Annotated in this window: 24 protein-coding genes; 15 read left to right on the top strand and 9 right to left on the bottom strand. The window is 69.5% G+C overall.

The features are described 5' to 3' along the window. Window positions 1-4 precede the first annotated feature (4 nt). The 9 genes from aroB (at window position 5) to G6O69_RS10525 (ending at window position 9578) form a co-directional block, all read left to right on the top strand. A complete protein-coding gene (aroB, locus tag G6O69_RS10565; protein ID WP_172303389.1) occupies window positions 5-1159 on the top strand; it encodes a 3-dehydroquinate synthase in 1155 nt (384 codons plus the stop codon). A gap of 65 nt (window positions 1160-1224) precedes the next feature. Then, the gene (locus tag G6O69_RS10560; RefSeq protein ID WP_176396756.1) at window positions 1225-1932 is read left to right on the top strand and encodes a hypothetical protein; all 708 of its coding nucleotides are present in this window, start codon (window positions 1225-1227) and stop codon (window positions 1930-1932) included. 82 nt (window positions 1933-2014) lie between these two features. Then, the gene (locus G6O69_RS10555; protein ID WP_176396755.1) at window positions 2015-2383 is read left to right on the top strand and encodes a roadblock/LC7 domain-containing protein; all 369 of its coding nucleotides are present in this window, start codon (window positions 2015-2017) and stop codon (window positions 2381-2383) included. A 10-nt stretch (window positions 2384-2393) separates the two neighbouring features. Further along, window positions 2394-2936 carry a type II 3-dehydroquinate dehydratase gene (locus G6O69_RS10550; RefSeq protein ID WP_172303386.1) on the top strand — a complete coding sequence of 181 codons (543 nt, stop codon included), beginning with the start codon at window positions 2394-2396 and terminating at the stop codon, window positions 2934-2936. Window positions 2937-2949: 13 nt separating this feature from the next. Next, the gene (gene accB, locus G6O69_RS10545; RefSeq protein WP_172303385.1) at window positions 2950-3435 is read left to right on the top strand and encodes an acetyl-CoA carboxylase biotin carboxyl carrier protein; all 486 of its coding nucleotides are present in this window, start codon (window positions 2950-2952) and stop codon (window positions 3433-3435) included. Beyond that, window positions 3432-4805 (top strand): acetyl-CoA carboxylase biotin carboxylase subunit, encoded by a 1374-nt coding sequence (gene accC, locus G6O69_RS10540; protein ID WP_172303384.1) that lies wholly within the window; start codon window positions 3432-3434, stop codon window positions 4803-4805. The genes accB and accC overlap by 4 nt, the downstream gene beginning before the upstream one ends. A 9-nt stretch (window positions 4806-4814) precedes the next feature. Beyond that, the gene (locus G6O69_RS10535; protein WP_172303383.1) at window positions 4815-8006 is read left to right on the top strand and encodes a tetratricopeptide repeat protein; all 3192 of its coding nucleotides are present in this window, start codon (window positions 4815-4817) and stop codon (window positions 8004-8006) included. A gap of 41 nt (window positions 8007-8047) precedes the next feature. After that, window positions 8048-8752 (top strand): helix-turn-helix domain-containing protein, encoded by a 705-nt coding sequence (locus G6O69_RS10530; RefSeq protein ID WP_172303382.1) that lies wholly within the window; start codon window positions 8048-8050, stop codon window positions 8750-8752. Between the two features lie 52 nt (window positions 8753-8804). Beyond that, window positions 8805-9578, top strand: coding sequence for a transglutaminase family protein (locus G6O69_RS10525; protein WP_172303381.1), 774 nt, complete (start codon window positions 8805-8807; stop codon window positions 9576-9578). Here the strand turns inward: G6O69_RS10525 and G6O69_RS10520 are convergent. Further along, on the bottom strand, window positions 9526-10497 hold the full coding sequence (locus G6O69_RS10520) for a nitronate monooxygenase family protein (RefSeq protein WP_172303380.1): 972 nt from the start codon (window positions 10495-10497) through the stop codon (window positions 9526-9528). The genes G6O69_RS10525 and G6O69_RS10520 overlap by 53 nt on opposite strands. Before the next feature lie 130 nt (window positions 10498-10627). Here G6O69_RS10520 and G6O69_RS10515 point away from each other — a divergent pair, with 130 nt between their 5' ends. From G6O69_RS10515 to G6O69_RS10500, 4 genes are all read left to right on the top strand, one after another. Continuing rightward, entirely contained in the window at window positions 10628-12652 is a 2025-nt protein-coding gene (locus tag G6O69_RS10515) for a choice-of-anchor D domain-containing protein (protein WP_172303379.1), read from the top strand. A gap of 1 nt (window position 12653) precedes the next feature. Further along, a complete protein-coding gene (locus G6O69_RS10510) occupies window positions 12654-12968 on the top strand; it encodes a hypothetical protein (protein WP_172303378.1) in 315 nt (104 codons plus the stop codon). A gap of 9 nt (window positions 12969-12977) precedes the next feature. After that, window positions 12978-13325, top strand: coding sequence for a DUF2834 domain-containing protein (locus tag G6O69_RS10505; protein WP_172303377.1), 348 nt, complete (start codon window positions 12978-12980; stop codon window positions 13323-13325). Between the two features lie 116 nt (window positions 13326-13441). After that, window positions 13442-14941 carry an IgGFc-binding protein gene (locus tag G6O69_RS10500; protein ID WP_172303376.1) on the top strand — a complete coding sequence of 500 codons (1500 nt, stop codon included), beginning with the start codon at window positions 13442-13444 and terminating at the stop codon, window positions 14939-14941. An 8-nt stretch (window positions 14942-14949) separates the two neighbouring features. Here G6O69_RS10500 and G6O69_RS10495 read toward each other — a convergent pair whose 3' ends face one another. From G6O69_RS10495 to G6O69_RS42060, 4 genes are all read right to left on the bottom strand, one after another. After that, the gene (locus G6O69_RS10495) at window positions 14950-15558 is read right to left on the bottom strand and encodes a TetR/AcrR family transcriptional regulator (protein WP_172303375.1); all 609 of its coding nucleotides are present in this window, start codon (window positions 15556-15558) and stop codon (window positions 14950-14952) included. Further along, on the bottom strand, window positions 15555-16163 hold the full coding sequence (locus G6O69_RS10490) for an SRPBCC family protein (protein WP_172303374.1): 609 nt from the start codon (window positions 16161-16163) through the stop codon (window positions 15555-15557). Before G6O69_RS10490 ends, G6O69_RS10495 begins: the two co-directional genes overlap by 4 nt. Continuing rightward, window positions 16160-17086 (bottom strand): SDR family NAD(P)-dependent oxidoreductase, encoded by a 927-nt coding sequence (locus G6O69_RS10485; protein ID WP_172303373.1) that lies wholly within the window; start codon window positions 17084-17086, stop codon window positions 16160-16162. The genes G6O69_RS10490 and G6O69_RS10485 overlap by 4 nt, the downstream gene beginning before the upstream one ends. Window positions 17087-17203: 117 nt before the next feature. Further along, the gene (locus G6O69_RS42060; RefSeq protein WP_172303372.1) at window positions 17204-19093 is read right to left on the bottom strand and encodes a right-handed parallel beta-helix repeat-containing protein; all 1890 of its coding nucleotides are present in this window, start codon (window positions 19091-19093) and stop codon (window positions 17204-17206) included. A gap of 215 nt (window positions 19094-19308) precedes the next feature. On the opposite strand from G6O69_RS42060, the gene G6O69_RS10475 reads away from it, so the two are divergent. Further along, window positions 19309-19449 (top strand): hypothetical protein, encoded by a 141-nt coding sequence (locus G6O69_RS10475; protein ID WP_172303371.1) that lies wholly within the window; start codon window positions 19309-19311, stop codon window positions 19447-19449. A 55-nt stretch (window positions 19450-19504) separates the two neighbouring features. Here the strand turns inward: G6O69_RS10475 and G6O69_RS10470 are convergent, their stop codons facing one another. Beyond that, window positions 19505-19843 carry an ArsC/Spx/MgsR family protein gene (locus tag G6O69_RS10470; protein ID WP_172303370.1) on the bottom strand — a complete coding sequence of 113 codons (339 nt, stop codon included), beginning with the start codon at window positions 19841-19843 and terminating at the stop codon, window positions 19505-19507. A 331-nt stretch (window positions 19844-20174) separates the two neighbouring features. On the opposite strand from G6O69_RS10470, the gene G6O69_RS10465 reads away from it, so the two are divergent. Then, window positions 20175-21395, top strand: a complete 1221-nt coding sequence (locus G6O69_RS10465) for a lysophospholipid acyltransferase family protein (RefSeq protein ID WP_172303369.1) — start codon at window positions 20175-20177, stop codon at window positions 21393-21395. Window positions 21396-21402: 7 nt separating this feature from the next. Here the strand turns inward: G6O69_RS10465 and G6O69_RS10460 are convergent, their stop codons facing one another. The 3 genes from G6O69_RS10460 to G6O69_RS10450 form a co-directional block, all read right to left on the bottom strand. Continuing rightward, window positions 21403-22158 carry a hypothetical protein gene (locus G6O69_RS10460; protein WP_172303368.1) on the bottom strand — a complete coding sequence of 252 codons (756 nt, stop codon included), beginning with the start codon at window positions 22156-22158 and terminating at the stop codon, window positions 21403-21405. Window positions 22159-22590: 432 nt separating this feature from the next. Continuing rightward, window positions 22591-24201, bottom strand: coding sequence for an NAD(P)/FAD-dependent oxidoreductase (locus G6O69_RS10455; RefSeq protein WP_172303367.1), 1611 nt, complete (start codon window positions 24199-24201; stop codon window positions 22591-22593). A gap of 1 nt (window position 24202) precedes the next feature. After that, complete coding sequence (locus G6O69_RS10450; RefSeq protein ID WP_172303366.1) at window positions 24203-25474, bottom strand: vWA domain-containing protein; 1272 nt, start codon at window positions 25472-25474, stop codon at window positions 24203-24205. Window positions 25475-25482: the final 8 nt, after the last annotated feature.

The raw sequence follows: 25482 nt of genomic DNA, 5'->3' as shown, positions 1-25482 counted from the left end.
CAGCATGACCACGGACAAGCGCAAGCCGATCGCGCTGCACGTCGCGGTACCGACCGAGGACGAGAGCTACCCAGTCTTGATCGGGCCAGGCCTGCTGGCGCGCCTGGGCCACGAGCTGCGTCGCAGCCACCCCAAGGCCGCGCGGGTGGCCCTGGTCTCCGACGAGAACGTGATGCCGCTCTACGGCGACGCGGCCCGCGAGAGCCTCGAGGCCGAGGCGCTCGAGGTCCACAGCTTCACGATCCCCGCCGGGGAGGCAGCCAAGAACCTCGACCAGCTCGTGACCCTGCTCGAGGGCATGATCGCCGCGCGCATGGGTCGACGCGACGTGGTCGTGGCCCTCGGCGGCGGCGTCGTGGGTGACCTCGCCGGCCTGGCCGCCGCGCTCTTCATGCGCGGCATCCCGCTGATGCAGTGTCCGACCTCCCTGCTGGCGCAGGTCGACGCCTCCGTTGGCGGCAAGGTCGCCGTCGACCTGCCGGCGGGCAAGAACCTGATCGGCTCGTTTCACTTTCCCACGGTGGTGATCATCGACCCCGAGGTGCTCCAGACCCTGCCCGAGCGCGAATTCGCCTGTGGCCTGGCCGAGGCCCTCAAGCACGGCGCGCTCTTCTCTCCAGAGCACTTTCAACAGGTCGTGGCCGCCGCTGACGACATCTACGCCCGGGACGCCGACGTGCTCGGGCGGATCGTCGCGGCCTCCGTCGCCCTCAAGGCAGCCTGCGTGAGCCGGGACCCCCGCGAGCAGGGCGAGGCCGGCAAGGGCCGGGTGGTCCTCAACCTCGGCCACACCCTGGGCCACGCCATCGAGACCGTGTCGGGCTTCTCGCTCAAGCACGGCGAGGCCGTGAGCCTCGGGATGATCGCCGCCGCGCGCCTGTCCGAGCGCAAGAAGCTCGCGCCCAAACCCGAGGACGGCCCCGGCCTCGAGGCGCAGATGCGCGTCGCCCTCGCGGCCCTGCGCCTGCCCACGGACCTGGACGCATGGCTCGACGACGAGCACGCCAGCTCGCTCGAGGCGGCGCTCGTCAACGACAAAAAGCGCAGCTTCACGAGCATCTCCTACATCGCGCTCACCCGTGTGGGTGATCCTGCGGTGCTCTCGCTTACAGCCCAGGAGATCGTGGCTTTGTTGCGGGATCCAGCGAGCGATTGCTAGGCTAATCCAGGTCGTACGCGCACCCGGAGGAATTTCTGGGCGGAGCGCGACGCCAGGAGCCTGCCATGATCTCGACGACGTTCGCTCGTATCGCACGCCGCGCCACTCTCCTCGGGGCCATGGGCACGCTGCTCCTTGGCGCGGGGTCCTGCGTGGACACCCAAGAATACATCACCATCGACCGCTCGCTGTGGTTCGACGAGCCCGACACCTGCCTGCTCACCGACGGCAACCCCACGCCCGTCGGCATGATGGTCGACGTCGCGGTCACGACCCGCATCGGCATCGGCTTGGTGGTCACCAACCAGCTGACCGAGAACAGCGGCAGCAACACGAACATCGACGACTCCCAGGTCCGCGTGGTCACGGCCGAGATCACCTTGTCCATGGACGGCGGCGCCGTCGGGGGCGGCACCTTCGAGGTCTCGCTGCCGAGCAACACCTTGGCTGGGGGTGCCTCGGGCATCTACTTCGTGCAGGTCGGCTCCGAGATCTCCGATGAGCTGCGCAGCCTCGTCCCCGAGGGCGAGATCAACACCATGGAGATGACCATCGTCTTGATCGGCGAGCGCACCGGCACCGTCGGCAAGACGGAGATCGGCTTCTTCGAGAGCGCGCCCTACACCTACCCCTTCGACATCTGCAACGGCTGCGCGACCGGCTGTGGGTTCTCCAACGGCTTTTGCGGCTACTCCATGGCCCCCGTCGCCCCGCTGTGTGCCAACCCGGTCGAAGAGACCGACACCGAAACCGACACCGACACCGGCCCCTGAGCCCGGGCTGGCCGCGGACGTCCCCCAGACCCCCCTCGCTTGACCGCAGCCGAGCGCGCTGCGAACCTCGCAGATACCGCCGATGGACGAAATACTTCGAACGATCGTCGACAAGACGCCTGGCGCAAAAGCCGCGATTCTCATGGGCTTCGACGGCATCGCCGTCGAGCAGTGGGTCGCGCCGCAGTACGAGCAAGACACCGACATCGAGTCGATGGCGATGGAGTTCTCGTTCCGCTTCCTCGAGCTGCGCGACGCCGCGAGCAGCCTCGAGATGGGCCAGATCTCCGACATCACCCTCAAGGCCGAGTACGGCACGGTGATCGTCCGCGTGCTCTCGCAGGAGTACTTCGTCGCCGTGGTCCTCGAGACCGCCGCGCACATGGGCAAGGGTCGGTGGATCCTGCGCTCGCAGGCCGCCGCGCTCACGGACGACCTCTACGGGAACTGAGGGTCGGAGCATGCCGGCGCGCCCGCGCGTCCTGGTCCTCAACGGGCCAAACCTCAACTTGCTCGGGACCCGAGAGCCGGCGGTCTATGGGTCCGAGACCCTCGCCGACATCGAGGCGAGCCTGCGCGAGCTCGGCGAGCAGCTCGGCCTCGAGGTGTCCACGGCGCAGGCCAACGGCGAGGGCCAGCTGATCGACGAGATCCACGGCTTCGCGCGGGCCTGCGCCCAAACTCTCGGCCAGACCCGCGACCAGGCCGAGCTTGCTGCGATCCCCCCTGCACAGCGGGTACGGCCCGCGACAAGTGCGGATCCTCAGCCGAGCCGCTGCGGGCTCATCTTCAATCCTGGCGGCTACACGCACACCTCCGTGGCCCTACGAGACGCGCTGGCGGGCGTCAGCGTGCCCACGATCGAAGTTCATCTGTCCAACCTTTACGCGCGCGAGTCCTTTCGGCACACATCGGTGACCGGCGGAGCGTGTCGCGGGATCATCATGGGGCTCGGGAGCGAGTCCTACCGCCTCGCCCTCCACGCCCTCGCCGCGCTGCTCTAGCCCCGACTTCACCATGTCCGACAACGACTCCAAGCTGCCCGACATCACCTACGTCAGCGAGCTGGCCAAGGTCTTCAAGCGTTTTCGCCTCGACGAGCTCGAGATCGAGACCGGCGAGCAGCGCATCTTGATGCGCCGCGGTGCCGAGGTGACGACCTACGCGGCCGCCCCGGCCCCCCTCGCCGCCGCTGCCCCTGCCGCCCCCGCTGCTGCCCCCGCCGCTGCCGCCCCCGCCGCTGCCGCGGCCGAGGAGCCCGAGGGCGAGTTCATCACCTCGCCCTTCGTCGGCACCTTCTACCTCGCCCCGCGCCCCGACGCGCAGCCCTTCGTCAAGCCCGGCGAGACCGTCGCCGCTGGCCAGACCGTGTGCATCGTCGAGGCCATGAAGCTCTTCAACGAGATCGAGGCCGAATTCGGCTGCGTGATCGAGGAGTCCCTCGTCGGCAACCAGCAGCCGGTCGAGTTCGGGACCAAGCTGTTCAGGGTGCGCCGCCTGTGAGTCAATTTCGCAAGGTCCTCGTCGCCAACCGCGGGGAGATCGCGCTGCGGGTGATCCGCGCCTGCCGCGAGCTCGGCCTCGAGACCGTGGCGATCCACTCGACCGTCGACGCCAACGCCCTGCACACGCGCTTCGCCGACGAGGCCGTGTGCATCGGCCCCGGCCCGGCGCCCAAGAGCTACCTCAACATCCCCAACATCATCGCGGCCGCCGAGATCTCCGGCGCCGACGCGGTCCACCCCGGCTACGGCTTCCTGTCCGAGCGGGCCGAGTTCGCCGACGCCGTGCAAAAGTGCGGGCTGACCTTCATCGGCCCGGACCCCGAGCACATGCGCATGATGGGCGACAAGGTCCGCGCGCGCGAGACGATGATCGCCGCGGGCGTCCCCGTGCTCCCCGGCACCGGGGTGCTCGAGGACGGCGAGCACGCCGTGGCCGCGGCCAAGGAGATCGGCCTGCCGGTGATCCTCAAGGCCTCCGCCGGCGGCGGCGGCCGGGGCATGAAGATCGTCTGGGAGCTCGACGACGTCGCCCCGACCCTGGCCACGGCGCAGGCCGAGGCCGAGGCCGCCTTTGGCTGCGGCGACATGTACCTCGAGCGCTTCGTGCAGAGCCCGCGGCACATCGAGATCCAGATCGTCGCCGACGAGCAGGGCAAGGTCGTCGACCTGCTCGAGCGCGAGTGCTCGGTCCAGCGCCGCCACCAAAAGGTCATCGAGGAGGCCCCGGCCTCGAATTTCAGCCCCGCGCTGCGCAAGGCCATGGGCGACGCGGCGATCGCCGCGGCCCGCGCGATCTCTTATCGCTCGCTGGGCACCGTCGAATTCCTGCTCGACGGCGACCACTTCTACTTCATGGAGATGAACACCCGGGTCCAGGTCGAGCACTGCGTGACCGAGATGATCACGGGTGTCGACCTGGTCCAGGAGCAGCTGCGCCTCGCCCAGGGTGAGCCCCTCGGTCACCTCGACAAGGACTGGAAGCCCCGCGGTCACTCGATCGAGTGTCGGATCAACGCCGAGGACCCGGTGAACTTCGCGCCACATCCAGGTACCATCACGGCGCTGCACCTGCCTGGCGGCAACGGTGTCCGCGTCGACACCCACGTCTATCAGGGCTACACCGTGTCTCCCTACTACGACTCGATGCTCGGCAAGCTGATCGTCCACGCCCCCGATCGCGCCAAGGCGATCGCTCGCATGCGTCGAGCCCTGGGCGAGTGTGTCGTCGAGGGCATCTCGACGAACATCGCCCTGCACCGCTGGATCCTCAAGCAGCAGCCCTTCGTGGACGGCCGCTACGACACCCACTTCCTCGAGCGCAACCTGGACCCGGCGGGGATCCAGGCCGAGCTCGACACCCACGCCTGAGGTCGACCCTTGGCCTTCTCGCGCGACAAAGCCCTTCAGAGCGCCCAGCAGCACGCGGCGCGTGGTGATCTCGACGAGGCGATCCGCGAGTATCAGTCGGTCATCGACCACGACCAAGGCGACGTCCAGGCCTGGCTGCTGCTGGCCGACTCGCTCCAGCGCGCCGGTCAGCTCGACCCGGCCATCGAGCGCTACGTCCACGCGGCCAACCTCCAGCTCCAAGCTGGCGACGCCCCCCAGGCGCTGCAGGTGTTCCGCCAGGTCCTGAGCCTGGCCCCGGAGCGCTACGACGTCCACCTCCAGGCCGCCCAGGCCTTCGAGCAGCTGCGCCGGCTGCCCGAGGCCGTCGCGCTGTTCGAAAAAGTCGCGAGCGTCTACCTGCGCAGCGGCAACACCCGCGAGGCGCTGATGCTCTACGAGCGCGTCGCCGACCTGATGCCGCGGGAGATGTCCAAGCGCCTGCGCCTGGCCGAGCTCTACTCCCGCGAGCGCCGCGTCGACGAGGCCGTCGAGCACTTCGGCCGCGCCGCAGACTTTCTCTACGAGGCCGAGCGCCACCAAGAGTACGTGCGCGTGGCCGAGCGCCTGCTCTATCACCGCGCCGTCGAGTCGGTGATCCGCAACCTCGTCCGCGTCTACCTGGCCATCGACCAGCCCCGGCGCGCGCTGATGAAGCTCAACGAGCTGCTCCAGCGCAAGCACACCGACCTCGAGGGCCTCGAGCTCCTCGCCGAGACCTTCGTCCAGCTCGGCCGCGCCGGCAAGGCGATCTCGGTGGTCGAGGAGCTCGTCAAGCTCCTGCGCGCCAAGGGAGACAGCACCCTCCCCGAGGCCGTCCGCGTGCTCCGCAGGGCGGTCGCCTGGGCCCCCGACAACCGCGCGATCGCGGATCTGCTCGCCGAGCTCGAGACCAAGCTCCAAGACCAAGCCGTCCTCGACGACGACGACGACGACGACATCGAAGAGTTCGACGAGATCGAAGAGATCGAGGAGCTCGACGACTTCGAGGAGTTCGACGAGGTCGACGATGTCGCCGAGGTCTCCGAGCCCTCGGGCCCGCCGCCGCCTCGACCCCCGCCGCGCCCGCGCCCGCCCAAGCAGGCGGCGCCGCCCAAGCAGGCGCCGCCCCGACGCCGCCAGTCGCTCACCCAGGAGGTCATCTCCGAGGGTGCCCAGCGCCCCGCCGAAGAGAGCGGCGAGGTCGACCTCGACAAGCACATCGAAGAGGTCCGGGTGCTGATCAAGTACCACCTCTTCGAGCACGCCCTGGCCCACGCCGACCAGGTGCTCGCGGTCCTGCCCAGCCACGGCCTCGGCCTCGAGCTGCGCGCCGAGATCCTCGCCAAGCTCGAGCGGGTCCCCGAGGCCGCGGACACCCGCGTCGTCCTGGCCAACTCGCTGCTCAACTCCGATCCCCAGGGCGCGGGTCGCCAGGTCAAGCTGGCCCTCGCCCTCGCGCCCCAGCACGCGGGCGCCCAGGCCCTCGCGGATCGCCTCGCCGACGTCGTCGACTTCAACGCCCCCGTCGACGCCCCGCCCTTCGAGGACGAGCCCGAGCCGCAGCTCGAGCCCGAGCCCGACGAGATCGACGCCAGCGAGCCCGACGAAGACCGCACGGCCTTCGAGGAGCGGGTCGTCGCCGCGGCCCAGAGCGGCGCGCTGCTCGGCGCCCTCGACTACGAAGACGAGGATCTGCTCGGCCCCATCGACGTCAGCTCCTCGCTGATCGCCCCCGTCGACAAGGACCTCAAGGCCGAGCTCGCCGCCGAGTTCCAGGCCGGGCGCGACGCGGATCAGCTCGACCAGCTCTCCGAGCCGCTGGCGCCCCCGCCCCGCCGGGCCCACCACGACGAGATCGACCTCGACGAACCCACGCTCGGCGATCTCGACGAGGGCATCGACATCCGCATGGCGGATCCCGGCCTGCATGGCGAGCTCCACAGCCTCGCCCATGACGACCACGACTTTGCGATCTCGGTCGACTCCGCCCCGGACCTCGCGGTCGAGGACGCCGACGACGACATCGCCATCGAGGACCGCTTTGGCCTCGGCGAGGACGAGCACGACGAGCCGGCCGAGGCTCCCGCCGAGCAGCCGTCCTCCAGGCAGCCCAAGGTCGGCCTGGTCGGCCGCGTGGAGCCCGAAGACGACGACGAGCCTGCGTCTGCGCCCGAGAGCGTCGAGCGCGAGCAGGAGTTCTTCGACCTCACGGACGACGAGGACGAGCTCGACGCGCTGCCCGAGCCCGAGCCCGAGCCTGCTCCCGAGCCAGAGCCTGCTCCCGAGCCCGAGCCTGCTCCCGAGCCCGAGCCTGCTCCCGAGCCAGAGCCCGAGCCTGCTCCCGAGCCCGAGCCTGCGCCCGCGCAAGACTGGCCCGACCTCTCCGGTGAGCTCGACGAGCTCGAGTTCTACCTCGACAACGATCTCGAGGACGACGCCGTCGCGGCCTTCACGGACCTCGTCGAGCTCTACCCCGGCCACCCCAAGCTGGTCGAGATGGCCGACCGCTTCCCCGGCGTCGACGTCGGCGGTGCGCCCACGCCCACGCCTGCCGAGCCAGAGCCAGAGCCAGAGCCAGAGCCAGAGCCAGAGCCTACTGCTGCCGCGGACGCCATCGCGGCGGCCTTGATGGATGACGACGAGGACGAAGACGAGGATCCCCTCGCCGCGGCCCTCGTCGATGACGAGGCCGAGACCGAGGCCGACGCCGCCGAGCCCCTCGAGGCCGCGGAGCCGCTCTTCGCCTTCGAGGACGAAGACGACGACGACTTCCTCGCGGGGATCTTCGACGAAGAAGCGCCCAAGCAACGCAAGCAGCGCGAGGTTGCGATCCAGACCAACGACGTCGAGGACGCCGACGCTGGCGACCGCTTCGACCTCGGGACCGCCTACCGCGAGATGGGCCTGTTCGACAAGGCGATCTCCGAGTACGCCGTCGCGGCCAAGGACCCGCGCTGGCAGGCCAAGGCCCTGGTCCAGATCGGCATGCTGCACATGCAGCAGGGCAACGCCGACGGCGCCCTGGATCACTTTGGCCAGGCCGTCGACGCAGCGCGAACCAAGGACGAGCGCTGCCAGGCCAACTACGAGCTGGCCATGGTCCACCTGTCCATGGGCAGCGTCGACGACGCCCGCGAGGCCTTCGAGCGCGTGGATGCGGGCTTCCGCGACCGCGACGCCAAGCTCGAAGAGCTGAGCTGAGCTGAGCGCGACCGGCCGAACCCGCGCGAGCTGGCGGTCTCATGCGCATCGAGCGACGCGGTGACCACATCTGGATCCGCGGGGCCATCGTCGACAACCGGCCGCACGCCCACGATGCGCTGCAGCTCGTCGCCAGCGCGGCCGCTGGCCCCGAGGCCCAGCTTCAGCTCGAGCACGGGCGCGAGCACGGCCGACTCTTCGTGATCCCCAGCCGCGAACGACACGCGCTCGCGCTCCACGACGGGGTCGTCGCGCTGGTCAATCCCAGCAGCCCCCTCGCCGCGACGCTGCGCCGGCGCTGGCTCACCACCGAAGGTGCTGCGCGAGTATGCGCCCCGCCCCTGACGGCCAGCGACGACCCCTGCGAGCGCCTCAGCGAGATGTTGGCCACCGTCGAGCAGACCCCCCACGACCCACGCGTTCGACGGGTGCTCCAGTGGGTGGACGAGCTCGAGCGACGAGGGTGCTGGCGAGAGCTGACGCTGACCCGGGCCGCCCAGCAAGTCGCCCTCTCGCCCTCTCGCCTGCGCCACCTCTTCAAGGCCGAGGTCGGCTCTCCCTGGCGCTCCTATCTGGTCTGGCGTCGCGCGCTCGCGGCCTTGACCCTCGCCGCCCAGGGTACGCCGCTCACCTCGGCCGCCCACGCCACCGGCTACGCCGACTCCGCCCAGCTCTCGCGTCAGTTCGCCCAGCTCTTTGGCCTGACCCCGAGCACGGTGCTCCGCCGCGCGAACTTCACGCAGTGAATCCAGCCGCTTGGTTCAAGTCGGGCGCGGGCAGACGGCCCAAGCTGAGGACATGACCGAGAACGCCTGGCTCGCCCCCACGCCCATCGCCGACTTCGACCACCCCAGCCTCGCCACCCTCGTCGAGAGCCGCGGCTGGAGGCAGCTGTCGACCTACGACAAGATCGGTGCGGCCTACGCCTTCGTCAAAGACGAGATCGCCTTTGGCTACAACCGCAGCGACGATCTCCCCGCCAGCGAGGTCCTGCGCGACGGCTATGGTCAGTGCAACACCAAGGGCAACCTGCTGCTCGCGCTGCTGCGGAGCTTGGGCGTCCCCGCGCGCTTTCACGGCTTCACCATCGACAAGGCGCTGCAGCGGGGCGCCATCCCCGAGTGGCTGTTCCCGCTCTCGCCCAGCCGCATCCTCCACAGCTGGGTCGAGGTCCAGCACGGCGGCGAGTGGCTCGAGCTCGAAGGCTTCATCCTCGACGAGGCCTACCTCTCGGCCGTGCAGCGCCGCTTCCCCGAGCGGACCCGATTTTGTGGCTTCGGCGCGGCGACCCCAGACCTTCGGCGCCCGCAGGTCGAGTGGCGGGGCCGCTCGACCTACATCCAGCGCGAGGGCATCGCCGACGACTTCGGGGTCTTCACCAGCCCCGACGCCTTCTACGAGGCGCGCGGCACCAACTTGGTCGGCCCGCGGCGCTGGCTCTTCGAACACGTGGCGCGCCACGTGATGAACCGCCGCGTCCGTCGGATCCGCCAGGCTGGGCCGCGGCCCGCGACTGCGCTCACAGCAGGCCCATCAATCGCTCGCGAACCAGCGCCTCGGCCTCGCCCATGATCCTCGAGATCAGCTCGGCGCAGGTCGGGATGTCGTGGATCAGCCCGGCGACCATCCCACACGACCAGGCGCCGGCGTCCATGTCTCCCTCGCGCATGATCCGGGGGTAGACCCCGACGACCTCCTCCATGATGTCGTTGAAGGACAGCTCCGCCCCGCGCTCGCGCTCCTTCACGAGCAGGCGCTCGACCGCGTCGTTGGTCAGCACGCGCTCCGTGTTTCGTAGCGGGCGCATGATCAGCCGGGTGTCGAGCTCGCTGGCGGCGACGATCGCCTGCTTGACCTTGTCGTGGACCGGGGCCTCGACCGTGGCGATGAAGCGCGTGCCCATGTTGATGCCCTCGGCGCCCAGGGCCAGCGCGGCCACGAGCGAGCGCGCGTCCGCCATACCTCCGGAGGCGACGAAGGGGATCGACAGCGCCTCGGCGGCCCGGGGCAGGAGGATCATGTTGGGGATGTCGTCCTCGCCGGGGTGCCCGCCGCACTCGAAGCCGTCGACGCTGACCGCGTCACAGCCGATCTTCTCGGCCTTGAGCGCGTGGCGAACCGAGGTGCACTTGTGGATCACGCGGATGCCCGCGTCCTTGAGCGCCGGCAGGTAGGCCTGCGGGTTGCGCCCGGCAGTTTCCACGATCTTCACCCCGCCCTCGATGATCGCCCGGATGTAGCCCGGGTAGTCAGGCGAGCTCACCGTCGGCAGGAAGGTGAGGTTGACGCCAAAGGGTCGATCGGTCATCTCGCGGCAGCGCGCGATCTCGGCCGCCAGGGCCTCGGGGGTCTTTTGCGTGAGCCCGGTGATGATCCCGAGGCCGCCCGCGTTGGACACCGCGGCCGCCAGCTCGGCGAAGCCGACGTAGTGCATCCCGCCTTGGATGATCGGGTGCTCGATGTCGAACAGCTCGGTGATCTTCGTCTTCATCGCCGCACTCTCGCGCCTTCGCATCGAGCCGTCGAGCGCCGGGTCTGAAGACGTCCAAATCGATATAATTTCGATTTTGGATCCAGGTTCGGGATCGACGCACTCAATGAGTGCAAGTCCTGGAGAAAAAATGATCAAGATCAGCACCATCTTCTATGACGGCGTCGAGAAGCGGACCGAAGGCGACGAATACATCGAGATCGTCAACGACGGTCCCGCCCCTGTCGACCTTTCCAAGTGGGTCGTGGACGCAGGCCCTGCCAGCGCGACCAACAGTCAGAAGTTCAGCCCGCTGCAAGCCCCCGATCCCTGGGTGAGCTCGACCCTGCTCCCGGGCGGAGAGGGGACCCATGACTTTGGCAGCCAAAGCCTGGGCTCGGCGCGCCAGAAGGTGGTCTTCACCATCGAGAACCGGCGCCCGGATCAGAAGCTCGAGCTCAACGGCATGCCCCTGGTCGCCGTCAGCGAGGGCGCCCCTGCCTTCGTGGTCGAGCAGCAGCCGACGACCCCGATCCCCGGCCTGGCCAAGGTGCAATTCGAGGTCTCCTTCGAGCCCAGCGCGATCGGCTCGATCCCCGGGGAGCTGATCATCCCCATCGAGGGCCTCGCCCAGCCGCTGCATATCCCCCTCGTCGGCGCGGGCGTGGCCAAGGGCAAGCTCGAGCTGCTCCACGGCGGCGCGGTCCTGGCCACGGGCGACGACCTCGACCTCGGCAAGCAGCCGCTCGGAGCGAGCACCGCCACCGCGTTTTGCGTCGAGAACAGCGGCGGCTCGGACGTCGAGCTCACGAGCCTGGCGCTCTCGAACACCACGGACTTCGAGCTGCGCAACCTCCCGAGCCTGCCCAGGACCCTGGCGCCCGGGCAGCGCGTGGACTTCGAGCTCGTCTTCGCGCCCGCGAGCGCGGGCACCAAGCAGACCACGCTGACGGTCAGCGGCGGCTCGGGGACGATCGAGCTCGCGCTCGAGGGCCGCGCCGAGGCGCTCGAACCCAACATCGACCTGCGCTGCGGTGGCGCCCTGGTCGCCGAGGGTGGGAACATCGACATGGGCACGGCCACCGTCGGCGCGTCGGGGATCACGAAGCACTTCACGATCTCGAACACCGGCAAGGCCGCCCTGCACATCGCCAAGCTCGGCCTGTCGGGCGGCGGCGGGGCATACTCGGTCAGCCCCGCGCTCACCGGCCAGACCTTGCAGCCCGGGGCCAGCGTGAACTTCACCCTCAGGTTCGAGCCCAAGCACGCGGCTGTCCCCAGCGCGCAGCTCACCGTGGTCAGCGATGATCCGGATCAGGGCCAGTACACCTTCAACCTGTCCGGCCGGGCGCTCGTCCCCGTGCCCGCCAAGAAGCCACAAGAGCTCGCCGTCAAGCAGTACTACAGCTATACGCGGATCTTCGACGTGCCGATGGCCAACGGCCAGCACGTCGACTTCGACATGAACCAGACCGGGCAGGTCGGCTACGGCTGCGTCACGCTCTGCTACTACGTCGAGAACCACGGCGAGTCCAACCTCACGATCCATAGCGCCTCGGTCAGCAACAGCGCCAACTTCCTGATCACCGGCGACGTCGGCACGCCCTCGGGGCGTCGGCCCTCGCTCCCGCGGGTGCTCCCCCCCCGTGGCCGGCTGATCTTGTTCTTGGTCTACCGCATGCAGCCGGGCAGCCCGCAGACCACCTTGACGCTGCGCACCGACGACCCGAACAACAGCACCTTCAGCATCGACATCAACGTCACGGGGGGCGCGAGCGCCAGCATTGGTGGCAACAACCTCGGCGGAGGCTACCCCGGCGGGGGCTATCCCGCCGGGGGGAACCAGCCCGCGTGGATGGTGCACACCAACAACCACGGCAACGGCCGCGGCCTACAGGTCCAAAACGGCGGCCAGGCCACCGTGCCCGGCCAGGGGACCACCTACATCGAGGTCCTCCCCCCCGGCGGCCGCTGGGGCAGCTACAGCTGGCAGGGCGTCAACCTGATCATCGACGGCGGCTTCAACATGCTCAGCAAGACCAACGTACCGAGCACGACCTCGCCGACGATCTTCTCGATCGCGTGCATGCAGCCCGGCGCCAGCGTCCCGGCCAGGCTGATCTACAACGGCGCGACCGTGCACAGCTTCCAGCTGGTCGGTCAGTATGGGCTCTAGTGTGCGCGGCTCGAAGCGGACGCGATCGTCGATCGACGTGCCCCCGGGGATCGGCGAGAGCGTCCGCTCGTGCTCCCAGCTGCGTTGCAGCCAACTGCTCGAGCGCTCGAGGAAGCCGCCCTCGTCCGCGACGCGAACCAGACACAGCGCGTGGCGGTCGAAGGGCAGCACGCCGAGAGCGAGCAGCCAGCTCGAGAAGGCCACGCGCCCCAGCGGCGCCTCGGCCAGGCTCGCCGCCCTGGCCGCCCGCGGCACGCTCATCCGCAGCCACGGGCGCAGCTCGTCGTTGACCCCGGCCATGGTCGAGACCTGCTAAGACTGGGCCATGAAGGCCTTCTATCTCGTCGCTGGCATCCTCGGGGCCGTGATCCCGTGGTGGTTCAACCTCCACGCCTTCGCCGAGCTCGGCAGCGCGTTCACCCCTCGGGCCTTTTTCATGGTCGGCTTCGAGGGCTCGGCCCTGCTCGGCTCCGTCGCCGCCGACTTTTGGATCGGCTCGATCGTCGCGTTGGTGTGGATGCTCGTCGAGGCCAAGCGCCTGGGGATGAAGCACCGCTGGGCGATCGTGGTCTGGACACTGACCATCGCCTGGGCGAGCGCGCTGCCGCTCTTCTTGCTGCTACGCGAGCGCCACCTCGAGCGCACCCAGTTGGCGCAGGCGTCACCACAGTAGCGACGACCCGCCCGCTCGGCGCGGGATCGCTCGACGGCGCCAAGCGAGTGGCCCAAAGCAGCGCCCGCGCGCTTGGGAGCGTGGATTCGAGCTGGTCGCTGTCCTAGCATGGGCCCATGAAAACCAGCTGGATTCGCGCAGCGGTGGCTGGCGTCGCCGTGGCCTCGACCCTCGGCGCGTGCCAGGGCGAAGGCGAGGCCAACGACGAGGCCGAGCAAGACTCCGGCAGCGAGGACGCCTGCATCCTGGGTAGCCTGGGCTGCGCCTGCGTCGAGGGCGAGTGCCTCGGCGACCTCGTGTGCGAGGACCAGCTGTGCGCCGAGCCCAGCGACCTGGACAGCTCGAGCGGCGAAGACAGCTCCAGCGACGACGCCGACACCCAGACGAGCGAAGGCAGCTCCAGCGACGGCGAGAGCTCGGGCGAGAGCTCGGAGAGCAGCGAGTCCTCCACAGACACAGACAGCGACAGCGGCGAGGACGAGGGCACGACCACCGGCGGCCCCGACAACACCTGCGACAACCCCGACGGCGCCTTCGGCTGCGAGTTCTATGCGCTCAAGCTGCCCTCCCGCGAGCCCTTCTTCGACGACTGGGCGATGCAGGTCGTGGTTGGAAACCCCGGGCCCGAGGACGCCGAGGTCGTCGTCGAGCGCAGGATCGAGGGCGCCTGGACCAACGTCGCCGGCCCGCTGCCGGTCGCCGCCGAAGATCTCTACAGCTTCTATTTTTACGGCAGCGAGGACACCGTCCCGCTGGGCCTGTCGGCCGGCTACACCTACCGGATCACCTCGTCCACGCCCGTCGTCGCCCATCAGTACGTCCCCCATGACGCGATCCACGGCGGCGGCGCGATCTCGCTGCTGCCCACCGCGCTGTGGAGGGACGAGTACCAGGCCTTCAACGGGCCGTCCTCGCCCACACCATACGTCACGGTCGTCGCCAGCGTGGACGACACGACCCTGACCATCGATCCCCCGACGGTCACCAAGCAGGCGCCCCAGGTCCCGCAGACCAGCTCGCCCTTCCAGATCCTGATGGACGCCGGCGAGGCCGTGCGCCTCAAGACCCACTACGACAACCAGACCCTCAACGGCGCCGAGATCTCGACCGACGCCGCCCACCCCGTGGGCGTCTACGTCGGCGGCTACGCCACCACCCAGACCGCCCACTACGAAGAGCAGCTCTTGCCCCTCGAGTTCGCGGGCACCTTCCACCTCGCGGTCACGGCCGGGTCCAACAACGACAACGACAGCTCGGACTCCGCCCACCGGCTGTGGGGTCTGGTCGACACCACCTTCATGGCCCAGGCCGCACCGGGGACCTTCCTCAACCCCTCGGCCTCGGGCACCCTCGACGCCGGGCAGTACCGCCTCATCAACGCCTCGAGCTTCGACCTCGAGCAGGTGACCATCGGCTACCCAGCCGGCACCGAGCTCTCCGTCGACGGCGCTCCCCTGAGCAACCTGCTCTACGCCGCCTCCGAGTTCGCCCCTGGCTGGTGGGTGGCTCGCTTCGCCCCCGCGCCGGGCATGCACGTGCTCGAGGCCGACCAGCCCGTGACCGTGGTCTTCGGCAGCGAGCGGGTCAGCATGTACGCCGGCGTGGCGCACGAGTGATTGCCGCTCTAGCTGATCGCGGTTGCGATGATCGTCCGCTCGAGCGCCGCGCGCTCGCCCATGCTCGCCTCGTCGAGGAAGTCGTCGTTGGCCAGGACCGCGTAGCCGTGCAGGGTCGACCAGCACGCGACGGCGCGCAGCTTGGCGGCTCCCGCGGGGACGCCCGCCGCGACGAAGGCCTCGCCCAGCACGGCCAGCGCCTCGCCGCCGGTCTGGTGGAGCTCGACGAAGCGCTGACGGTCGCGCAGGACGGGCAGGAACATCACCCGGTAGCGCGAGCGCTCGCTCGTGGCGAAGTCGAGGTAGGCCCGCGCGGCGAGCTCCAGGCGCGCGAGAGGATCCGCGGCCGCGGCCGCGGACGCCTCGATGCGAGCGAGGACCTGCGCGCGAAGCTCGGCGAAGGCCTCGGTGGCGATCGCCGCGAGCAGGCTGTCCTTCTCGGAGAAGTGGTGGTGGGGCGCCCCGTAGCTCACGCCCACGCGCCTGGCGAGCTCGCGCATCGACAGGCCCTCGACCCCGGCCTCCGCGATGATCTCGCGGGCGGCGTCGAGCAGGGCCTGGCGCAGGTCACCGTGGTGATAGCTGGTGCGCTGGATCTTCTTGCCGCCGCGGCTCACGAGTCATCTTCGATGTGCGCGCGGATCGAGTCCAGGCCGTTTTGCATGTAGGGCTCGAAGTGCTTCGAGACCACGGCTCGCAGGGCCGGCAGCGTCGCCCGGCGCTTGGCCGCGAACACGTAGGTCCAGGTCACCCGCGTCCCGGCCTGCGTCTGCGCGAAAGTCCACTCGCCGCGGCCTTCGCTGGCCAGCTTGTTGATTGCGAATTGAAAGTCGTGGACGCGGTATTCGAAGCGCGCCGGTCGCTCGAGCACCTCGATGTCCTCGCGCAGCGTCGTGCCGTCTTCGAGGACCACCACACGCCGCGCCCCGGGGTGATCCCAGCCACCCTCGGTCAGCTGCACGTCGCCGCGCACCCCCGGCACGCGGCCGTAGCCCCGCAGGTCTCGCGCCGGGGTCTCGCGGTCCACCACGTAGTCGAAGACCTCGCCCAGCGGCGCGTCGACGGTCGTCGACACCGTGGCACGGGCCTGACGTGGCGAGCCCTCCGGGGCTTCGGAGGGCGAGGGCTCGGCGCAGCCGGCCGTGGTCGCCATCAACAGTAGTCCGAGCGACGCGCTGCCCGAGCGGCGTCGGCGATCGTGGATGATGCGCTGCGTGGTCATGGATTCACCGAGAGCGACTCGGGGAGGCCCGAGAGCTCGGAGCTGAGGGCCCACAGCCTGCGGGCCAGGTCGTCGTCGAGGCTCTGCTTGGAAGAGGGCGTGACGCGGCCGCAGGACAGGTAGGCGCCAGAGGGGGCGTCGAGCGCCCCGGTCGCGAGGTCCGCGAGCCGACGCGCCGAGGTCTGGACGTCGTTGACGTTGGGCACCAGCTTGGCGGCCACGGGCAGCAGGTTGTGCCACAGCCACCTCGAGACCGGACCATAGTCCCGCGCCAGGCCCGTCGCGGGCATCAGCCCAGGGTCGAAGGCGTAGGCCGAGCGCCCGCGTGGATCACTGGCGAGGCGACGCGCGAGCTCCCGGGCACACAGCACGTTGCACAGCTTGGAGGTGGTGTAGCGCCGGCGCCCGGCCGCCGCGGGCGGCTCGTCGATGAAGCAGCTGCCCTCGGCCACGCCGCGCAGGTCGTCGAGCTTGGGCGCGGGCATCCCCGTCCAGCGCTCGGGGTCGTGGGTGTTGCTCGACACGAACACGATCCGCCCCCCTGCCGCCAACGATCCCAGCAGGCCGCGCGCCAGACAGAAGTGGCCGAGGTGATTGGTGGCGAAGGTCTGCTCGAGACCCTGCGCCGTGCGTGTGAGCTCGCCGAGCAGCTGGACGCCCGCGTTGCAGATCAGCGCGTCGATCGGCCCCAGCGCCTCGGTCGCGCCGAGCGCCGCGACGGTCCGAGAGACGGCGTCGAGGTCGGCCACGTCGAGCTCGATCACCCGCAGCTCGGCGGCTCCCTCGCGCGCGAGCGCGTCCTTGGCGTGATCTCCGCTGGTTTTGTTCCGGCACGCCAAAATCAGGCTGTGGCCACGCTGTGCCAAGATTCGAGCGGTTTCGAAGCCGAGCCCGCGGGTTGCGCCGGTGATCAAGAGCCTCATCTAAGTGGCACTTAGATCGTATCTCGCGCGCACGCAAGTCAATTTTCGGCGCGCCGGCGAGCGCGCCCCTCGGACCCTCGCCGACGCGCTCACGCGACCGCGCTCACTCGCCCCCAGTCAGCAGGGGCCGACGTCGCCCAGCGGTGTGTAGTGCATCCCGGCGTCGAGCAGGCCCGAGTCCGTGCACTGGCTGAGCTGGGTCGTGGCCGTGGACCAGTCGAGCTCGTCTTCTTCGGGCTCGGGGGGCAGCGCCGCCAGGTCCACGCAGGGTCCGAGGGGGTCGAGGTAGAGCTCGAGCAGGCCGTCCTCGTCGAGGTCGTCCGCCTCGAAGGGCGACTCGACGAGCAGCAAGCTGCTGCCCTGGAGGTCCACGAAGTTGTCGGCGCTCGGGGTGATGCAAGAGTCAGTGACCGTGACGGGGATCTCGTCGGGCGCCGATCCGCGCACGCTGTCGGGCCAAAACACGCTCGCGGTCAGCGAGGGGAATTGCATGAGGTTGCCGGAGTCGAGGCCGTTGGGCTCGCCTCCGGCGAGGTTGCCCGTGAAGGTCGAGCGGATGATGCTCGGCGCGCCATACACTCCTCCACCCTGCAGACCCGCGACGTTGTCGATGAACTCGCTGTCGCGGATGAAGTTGGGGATGCCAAAGCCGAACTGCGCGACCGCCCCGCCGCGGAGCTCGGCGTCGTTGGCGATGAAGCGGCAGCGCTCGATCTCGAGGTTCGTCCCCGAGACCGCCCCGCCATGGAGCTCACTGTGATTGCCGATGAACAAGCTGTCCCGCAAGAACAGCCCGGCCTCGATCTGCGCGCTCTCCATCGAGATGGCTCCCCCCTGCTTGTCGCTGTGGTTGTTGATGAAGGTGCTCCACGTGACCCGGGCGTGCAGCGCCCAGATGGCGCTGTCCAGGTTGTCCTCGAAGTGAGATCCCGAGACGCTGATCCACTTGCCGGTCATCGACACGCCCGCGTTGTTGCGAAAGGTCGTGTCGTTCGCAGAGGCGTGGGAGTAGTCGAAGCCGCCGTTGGAGGCGATGATCACCGAGGGACCGCCGTTGTCATGAACATCGCAGCCATTGAACACGAAGCGCGCGTCCGAGGCGTAGCCGACCGAGCCCGACGCTGACGCGTTGTTGCGCAGCTCGGAGTCGATCACCTGGACGACGACGGCCACGGACGCGATCCCGATCGCCCCGCCCTTCTCGGTCCCCGTGTTGTCCTCGAGCAGCGAGTTGCGGATGATGACCTCGGCCGTGAAGAAGCCCCCCGAGTGCACCCGGACCGCCCCGCCGAGCTCGGCGTGGCCGCCCCGGAGGCTGAAGCCGTCGACGATCATGTCGCCGTTGATGACCACGATCGAGTCCGACGCCGGCCCGAGGGTGCTCTCGTGCACGCCGAGCTCGCGCTCCTCGAGGCTGGTCTCCGTGCCGGCGAAGCCCCCGTAGAGAAATATCTGGTGGTCGGGCTGGATGGCTACGGAGCTCGTGCCCTCTCCGGGGTAGTCGCCCTCCGCAACCCAGATTCGCTGGCCGGGCACCGAGCAGTCGAGGGCGTCTTGGACCGTCGTGAACGCGCTCGCCCAGCTCGTCCCATCGCCCCCTGGGAGCGCGTCATCGTCGACGTGCAGGATGCAGGCCGCGTCGCAGTCCGCGTTGCAATCGGGCGGAGGCTCGCCGGTCTCCGTGGCGGACTCACCCTCGGTGTCCGCCTCCGTGCTCGACTCCGACTCGCTCTCCGTCTCCGACCCACTCTCCGTCTCCGTCTCCGTCTCCGTCTCCGACCCGCTCTCCGTCTCCGTCCCGCTCTCCGTCTCTGTCTCCGTCCCACTCTCCGATTCCGTCTCCGTCTCCGACCCGCTCTCCGACTCCGTCTCCGTCTCGCTGCTCGACTCGGACTCGCTCTCCGTCTCCGTGTCGGTCTCGATGCCCGTGCCCGTGCCCGTGCCCGTGTCCGTATCTGCGACGGGATCCACGTCTTCCTCGGGGCAAGCCAGGAGGAGAGGGGTCACCAGCAAAGACAGCGCCATCCTCCCGAAGACAGGGCCACGCGACGCAGAGACAGAGATCCGAGATTGAAACCACCAATGCGTCGACATCACCTTTGCATGTGCCGTGTCTGGATATCCTTCATGGCGCTGTCGGCGACGCCACACACCTCATCGATCCCCGTCAGCGAGGAGTCCGTCTCGCGCCGCAGCGAGCTCGCTTTGGCGAGCGCGCGAACATGTCGAGAGCCTCGGCGACCTCCGCGGCCCGCCTCCTCGACTCACGCGACGATCCCCTGATCTTCGCGCAGCCGAAGCTGGGGATCGACGCGAGCGAGCGCCCATCGATCCCCGGCATCGGCTTGCGGGCCGCCGCGTAGGTGCGCCATCAAAGACGCGTGAGCGTCGTTCACCAAGCCAGGCGTGCGCCCGCTTTCACACGATCTCGAGCAACGCCTCGGGCGGTCGACCGAGCGCAGCCTTTTCGCCCACGATCCCGATCGGGCGCTGGAGCAGCATCGGGTGCTCCGCCATCAAGTCGATGAGCTCCGCGTCGCTCTCGTCGCCGCGAAGCCCGAGCTTGTTGGCGTCTCGTGTCCGCAGCACCTCGCGCGGCCCGACGCCGAGCTTGCGCAGGACGTCCAGGAGCTCCTCTTTGCTCAGCGGGTCCTTCCTGTACTCGCGGTACTCGAAGGCGATCCCCTTGTCCTCGAGCAAGGCGACGGCCTTGCGGCAGGTCCCACAAGTCTTGGTGCAGATCAGCTGCATGCTCATCGCGCGCAGACTTAGGGTCATCAAAGCCCGATTGCAACCGCCGCACCGAGCAAAGTGAACAGCACTGTCCACATGCGATTGGCGCAGGCTGAGCCGAGCCTCAGCTTTGAGATCCCGTACTCGCGCCGGCAGATGAACGACGCTCGCGCCCCCACGCCGGAATTCCCGAGCCACGCGCATCCTCGGCTCGCGTTACCCTGTCTCGCGGCTACGCCCGAGCCGAGAGCGCCCATGATCTCCGCCGACCTCCGCCCCTGCTCCTCACGCGCGCCATCGCGTCTGCTCCCGCGCCTGCTCGGAAGCGAGCTCGCGCCGCGGATCGAGGGCCGACATGCCTGAGCCGCGCCGCGGATTCGAGGGCCTCAGCCCCGGCCAGTGGGTGATCTATCGCGGGACCTGGCTGGCGATCTCTCCGCTGCTCATGCTCGCCCGCCTGCGCGGCTTCGGCCACCGCGAGATCCCCCGGCGCGGGCCGATGCTCCTGCTGCCCAATCATCACACGATGATCGACCCCTTCATGGCCGGCTGGCTGCCGCTGCGCCCCGCCCGGTTCATGGCCAGCGCGCAGCCGCTGAAGAAGCCGCTGCTCGGGCCGTGGCTCAAGGCCCTCGGCGCCTTCCCCAAGCACAAATTCATCAAGGACCGCGCGGCCATGGAGGAGCTCCAGCGCCTCTACGACGACGGTCACCTGATCACGATCTTCCCCGAGGGCTCGCGCTCGTGGAACGGGCGAACGCGCGAGATCGGTGGCGGGATCGGCCGGCTGATCAAGCGCCTCGACGCCGAGGTCGTCATCGCTCGCTTGGTCTCGGCCCACTACCTGTGGCCGCGCTGGGCTCGCTACCCCCGCTTCGTGCCCAACCACATCGAGTACGAGGGCCCGCTGCGCTGGCCGCCCGAGGCCACGGCCGAGGAGATCACCGAGGACATCCGCCGGCTGCTGACCTGCGAGCAGCGTATCCCCGAGGGCGCCTTCACCCTGGGCTGGCGCATGGCCCACGGCCTGCCCGCGTACCTGTGGGCCTGCCCGAGCTGCTTCGCCGAGCACGGCCTGCGCGTGCACCCGCGGCGCGGCAACTGGGTGGCCTGCGGCAGCTGCGGGGCGACGTGGCGGCTGCGCGTCGACACGCGCCTCGAGGCCCAGGGGGATCACGAGAGCTTCGACGTGGCCACGGCCCACGATCGCCTGGTCGAGCACTTTGGCCCGCGCCCGGTCATGGACGACGCGCGCTTCGCCAGCGAGGGCGTCGCGCTCGAGACCGAGCACGGCCGACTGCTGCGCGCGCAGGCCGATCGCCGCGGCTTCGAGCTCATCGCCGAGGGCCGCCTGCGGCTCACGGCCGAGGCCATCGAGGTCGGCCCGGAGCCCTGGCGCCTGCCCTACGCCGACCTGGTCGCCGTCAGCGTCGAGCTCGGCAACAAGGTCCAGCTGCGCACCGCCGACGACCTCTACCGCCTGGAGCTCGAGCGCGACCAGGTGCTCCAGTGGGGCCACTTCATCCACGAGTGGCGCTGCTCGGTCCAGGGCCTCCCGCGCAGCCCCCTGGGCTGACCTCGGGCTACTCGCGGCGGCGGCGGACCAAGATCACCGTCATCGCCATGCAGGCCGCGAGCACGACCTCCACGGCCCAGCCCAGCCGCACCCCCGCGAGCACCTGCAGGCGCAGCCAGCCACACAGCGCCACGATCACCGTGGCCCCCCAGCGCACGAGCCACTCGAGGCTCAGCCCGCCCCCCGGACCAAAGGCGCTGGCCGAGGCCTGGGCGTGGCGATAGATGAAGTAAAAGCCGCTGACCACCGCGAAGCCGAGCAGCGCCAGCGGCATCATCGCCCCGCCTGCGCGCGTGAGCACGAAGGCCAGCAGCAAGGTGTGGGCGTGGAGAAAGCTGAGGTTGACGACCAGCGCGCGCCGGATGATCGCCTGCGCCGCCGGGCTGACCTCACCCTCCCCCGCGCGCCCGACCACCCACGCCGTCGCGGCCACCAGCGCGCCAAAGCAAAAGGGCGCGCCAAAGCCCAGCAGCGTGAACACGGCCTCCAGGGGGCTGCGCAAGAAGATCGCGTAGAGCATCAGCGCGAAGCTGTAGCCCTCGGGGTGCAGCGGCGCCGCGATCGCAGCGACCAAAACCAGCGCCGGCAAGAGCAAGCTCAGCGGCAGCCGACTCGGAGCCTCGAGCACCGCGTCGGCCAGCTCATCCTCGAGCACCGCGTCCGCCATCTCCTCGAGCTCGGGGTCTCGCGCGTCCGCCTCGAGCTCGGCCTCCAGTTCCTCGACCTGCTGCGCCTCATCATCCCGCTTCGAGTCCTCGGCCATGCCACGAGTCTAGCAGCCCACCCGAGCCCGAGGACAGCCGCCCTTCCTCATATGAAGCTTGCACCCACGAGTACCTGCCCTCGAGAGAAACGAGCGCCCAGAGCCCTGCTCTTCACCGCCGTAGAGCAAGCCGCTCGAGCAACGCCCCGTCACCCCGCCCCTCCCCAAGAGAACGAGGCGCCCACAAATCCGCCCCCCGCAGACAGCCACCGTCCGAAGCAGAGCGCCCAGCCAAAGACCCGAGCAGAGTCCCCTCGAGAGGCAGACGCAAAAAAGCAGCTCGCCCGCCACCCGGCGAGAGCGCAGGGGTGGGAAGGCTTCCGCCGAACAGGCCGCGGTGCACCGCCCGAAGCAACGCTCCCCGCAAAAGAATGGGAAGGCTCGCGCCGAACAGGCCGCGGTGCACCCCCGAAGCAACGCTCCCCGCGAGATCTACCCGGCCCGATTCATCGTATCCATCACCAAGTTCCGCTCGAGGATCGCCGAAGCCGTCAGATACCCCGAGAACACCGCCGCCGCGAGCCCGCAGCTGACGACGTCCTGCCCCGTCATGTACAGCCCCCGCACCGGCGTCTGCGCCCGCAAGAAGCGAGCCTCGAAGCGCTCCGGCCCGTGGCTGAGCCCGTAGATCTCCCCGTGGCGATAGGCCGTGAAGTGCCGGGTGCTCAGCGGCGTCGACAGCTCGTGGAAGGCCACCTTGCCCCGGGTCTGCGGCTCCATGCGGTAGAGCGCCTCGAGCAGGCGCTCGCTGTAGCCGTGCTTGATCGCCTCGTAGTCCTCCCCGCGCCGCCGCCACGGCTCGTCAGCCCACTTGGAGAAGCGCTCCCAGGGCGCGAAGGTGATGATCTCCACCGTCGCCCGCCCCGGGTAGCGGCGCTCGAAGTCCGGGTCCTTCGCCGAGGGGAAGGAGATGTAGACCATCGGGAAGTCCCCGCTGTCGTCCCTGGCGAAGCGCTCGAGGTTGGCGTCGTGGTCGTAGCCGCCCTCGGGGTAGAGCCAGTAGTTGGCCTTGGGCAGCTCGAGCTCGGCCGCGCTGTGCTCGAAGCCCAGGTAGAGGCTCAGGTGCGCGGCGGAGCTGGGCAGGCGGTCGAGCTCGCGGCGAAAGCCGATCTCCTCGCGCACGGCCTGGGGCAGCAGCTCGCCGTAGGTGTTCACGGCCCCGGCGTTGCTGATGATCAGCGGGGCCCGCAGCTCGCGGCCGTCGGCCATGCGCACGCCCACGGCCCGGCCACCCTCGACCACGACCTCGTCGACCTCGGCATTGGTCAGCAGCGCGCCGCCGCCGGACTCGATCCGCGGGGCGATCGTCCGCGCGAACTCGGCCGATCCACCCACGGGATAATTGCCGCCAAAGAAGTAGTGCTTGGCCACGGAGGCGTGGGTCGCGAACGCGCTCTGGCGCGGGGGCAGGCCGTAGTCGCCGTACTGCCCGGTGAGCACGCCGATCAGCTCGAGGTTGTCGGTCAGCCCGCGCAGCACCTCCCAGGTGGTCTTGCGCGTGAACTCGAGGTACTTGCGGCGCATGAAGGGGCCGGCGGCCCAGGCCTTGAACCCGGCCATGGCCCGCTCGGCGTAGTAGCTGCGCCCGGCCTTGACGGCCTCGAACACCAAGTCGACGTACTGGTCGATCGCCCGGCCGTCGGCGGCGTCGGGGAAGTGCTCGCGCATGTCGGCCTTGAAGTTGTCGACCCCGGCCCGGAAGGCGTACTCGCGCTCGCCAAAGTAGATCCGGTCGTAGACCTCGCCCATGTTCGCCCACTTCAGCTCCCCGCCGCTCACGTGGTCGAAGAGCTGGGCGATCACGCTGCGCTCGCGGTGGACCTCGCCGACGTAGTGCACGCCCACGTCCCACTCGTAACCCTTGCGCGTGAAGGTGTGGGTGAAGCCGCCCAGGGCGTAGTGGCGCTCGAGCACGAGCACGCGCTTGCCGGCCTCGCTGAGCAGCGCGGCCGTCGACAGGCCGCCGAGGCCCGAGCCGATCACGATCGCGTCCCAGCGCTCGTCGACCTCGGTCTGTTTGTAGGAGCTTCCGAGCTTTGTCATGTCAGCCGATCGGCGGCTGGTCGCAGCCGTAGACGATGTCGATGTCGACGATGGTGCCGCCCTTGATCGACTCGCAGGCCGAGCCGTGGAAGGTGACGGTGTTGGTGTCGGGGTCGTAGGTCCAGCCCTCGCTGGCGTCGTTGGGCACGCCCTCGGGGTCCTTGTCGAAGAACACGTAGATCTCGTCGGCGTCGGGCGGGACCTGGTCGAGCTCGAAGGTGCAGGTTGCGACGGCGTTGGCGATGGTGTCGAAGGCGGCCTCGAGCTGGTCGGCCTGCTCGGCGAGGTAGCCGACCTCGGTGCCCCCGGCCTGAGCGATGTTGTTGATCTCGCTGGTGTTGGCCCCGCCAAAGCCGACGGCGAAGGTCTGCACGGGGATCGCCTGGCCCAGCAGGTTGGCCGCGGCGGTCGGGCCGTTGATCCCGTTGTCGACGCAGTCTCCGCTCTCGGAGCCGTCGGTGATCAGCATGATCGCGTTGGTCCGCGCGGAGTCCTGGAGCTCGGCGGCGCCGACCTGGGCGTTGAGCGACTTGCCGGTGCTGGTCTCGGGGTCGCCGGAGTCGCACAGGTACTTGATCTTGCCGTCGCCGTTGAGGCCCGAGCCGTCGCTCGAGCCCTCGCCGGCGGTCGCGGCCAGGAAGTTGTTGATCGCCGCGGCGTTCATGTCGGCGATCGGGACCACCGTGGTGCCCGCGGAGCAGCCGTTGCCCGTGCACGCCGAGTAGGTTGCGAGGCCAAAGCGGATCACGTCGTCGAAGTTGCCGGTCACCTGGGCGATGGCCATGACGGCGACCTCCCAGCGGTTGAGATCGGTGTTCGACACGCTGCTCTCCATGCTCCCGCTGCGGTCGAGCAAGATCAGCAAGTTGGGCGGCACGGCCTCGATCGAGAACTCGAAGCCGCCGCAGTCGCCCCCGATCGCGCACACGCCGTCTTGGCAGATCTGGCCGTCGTCGCAGTCGTCGTCGATGATGCAGCCGCCCTCGGCGAAGCACACGTCCGAGGCCGACAGGCAGACCTGCCCCTCGGGACATTCGTCGTCGCCGACGCAGCCCTCCCCCGACGTGTCGAGGGTCGTGGTGGCGGTGCTGCTCTCGCCATCGCTGCTGGCCTCGTCTCCGCTGTCGTCGCCGCCAAAGGTGGAGGTCGGGCCCAGCGAGCTCACGCCCTCGTCGGACTCCGCACCGCGGTCGTCTCCGCAGGCGAGGGCGCCGAGCGAGGCCAGCAGCGCCAGGCTGAGCAAGGGCCAGGAGTGTCGAGACAAAGCGAGCATGGCGCGCT

The sequence above is a fragment of the Pseudenhygromyxa sp. WMMC2535 genome (genome assembly GCF_011083025.2).
This window is presented reverse-complemented; position numbering and strand designations above follow the sequence as displayed.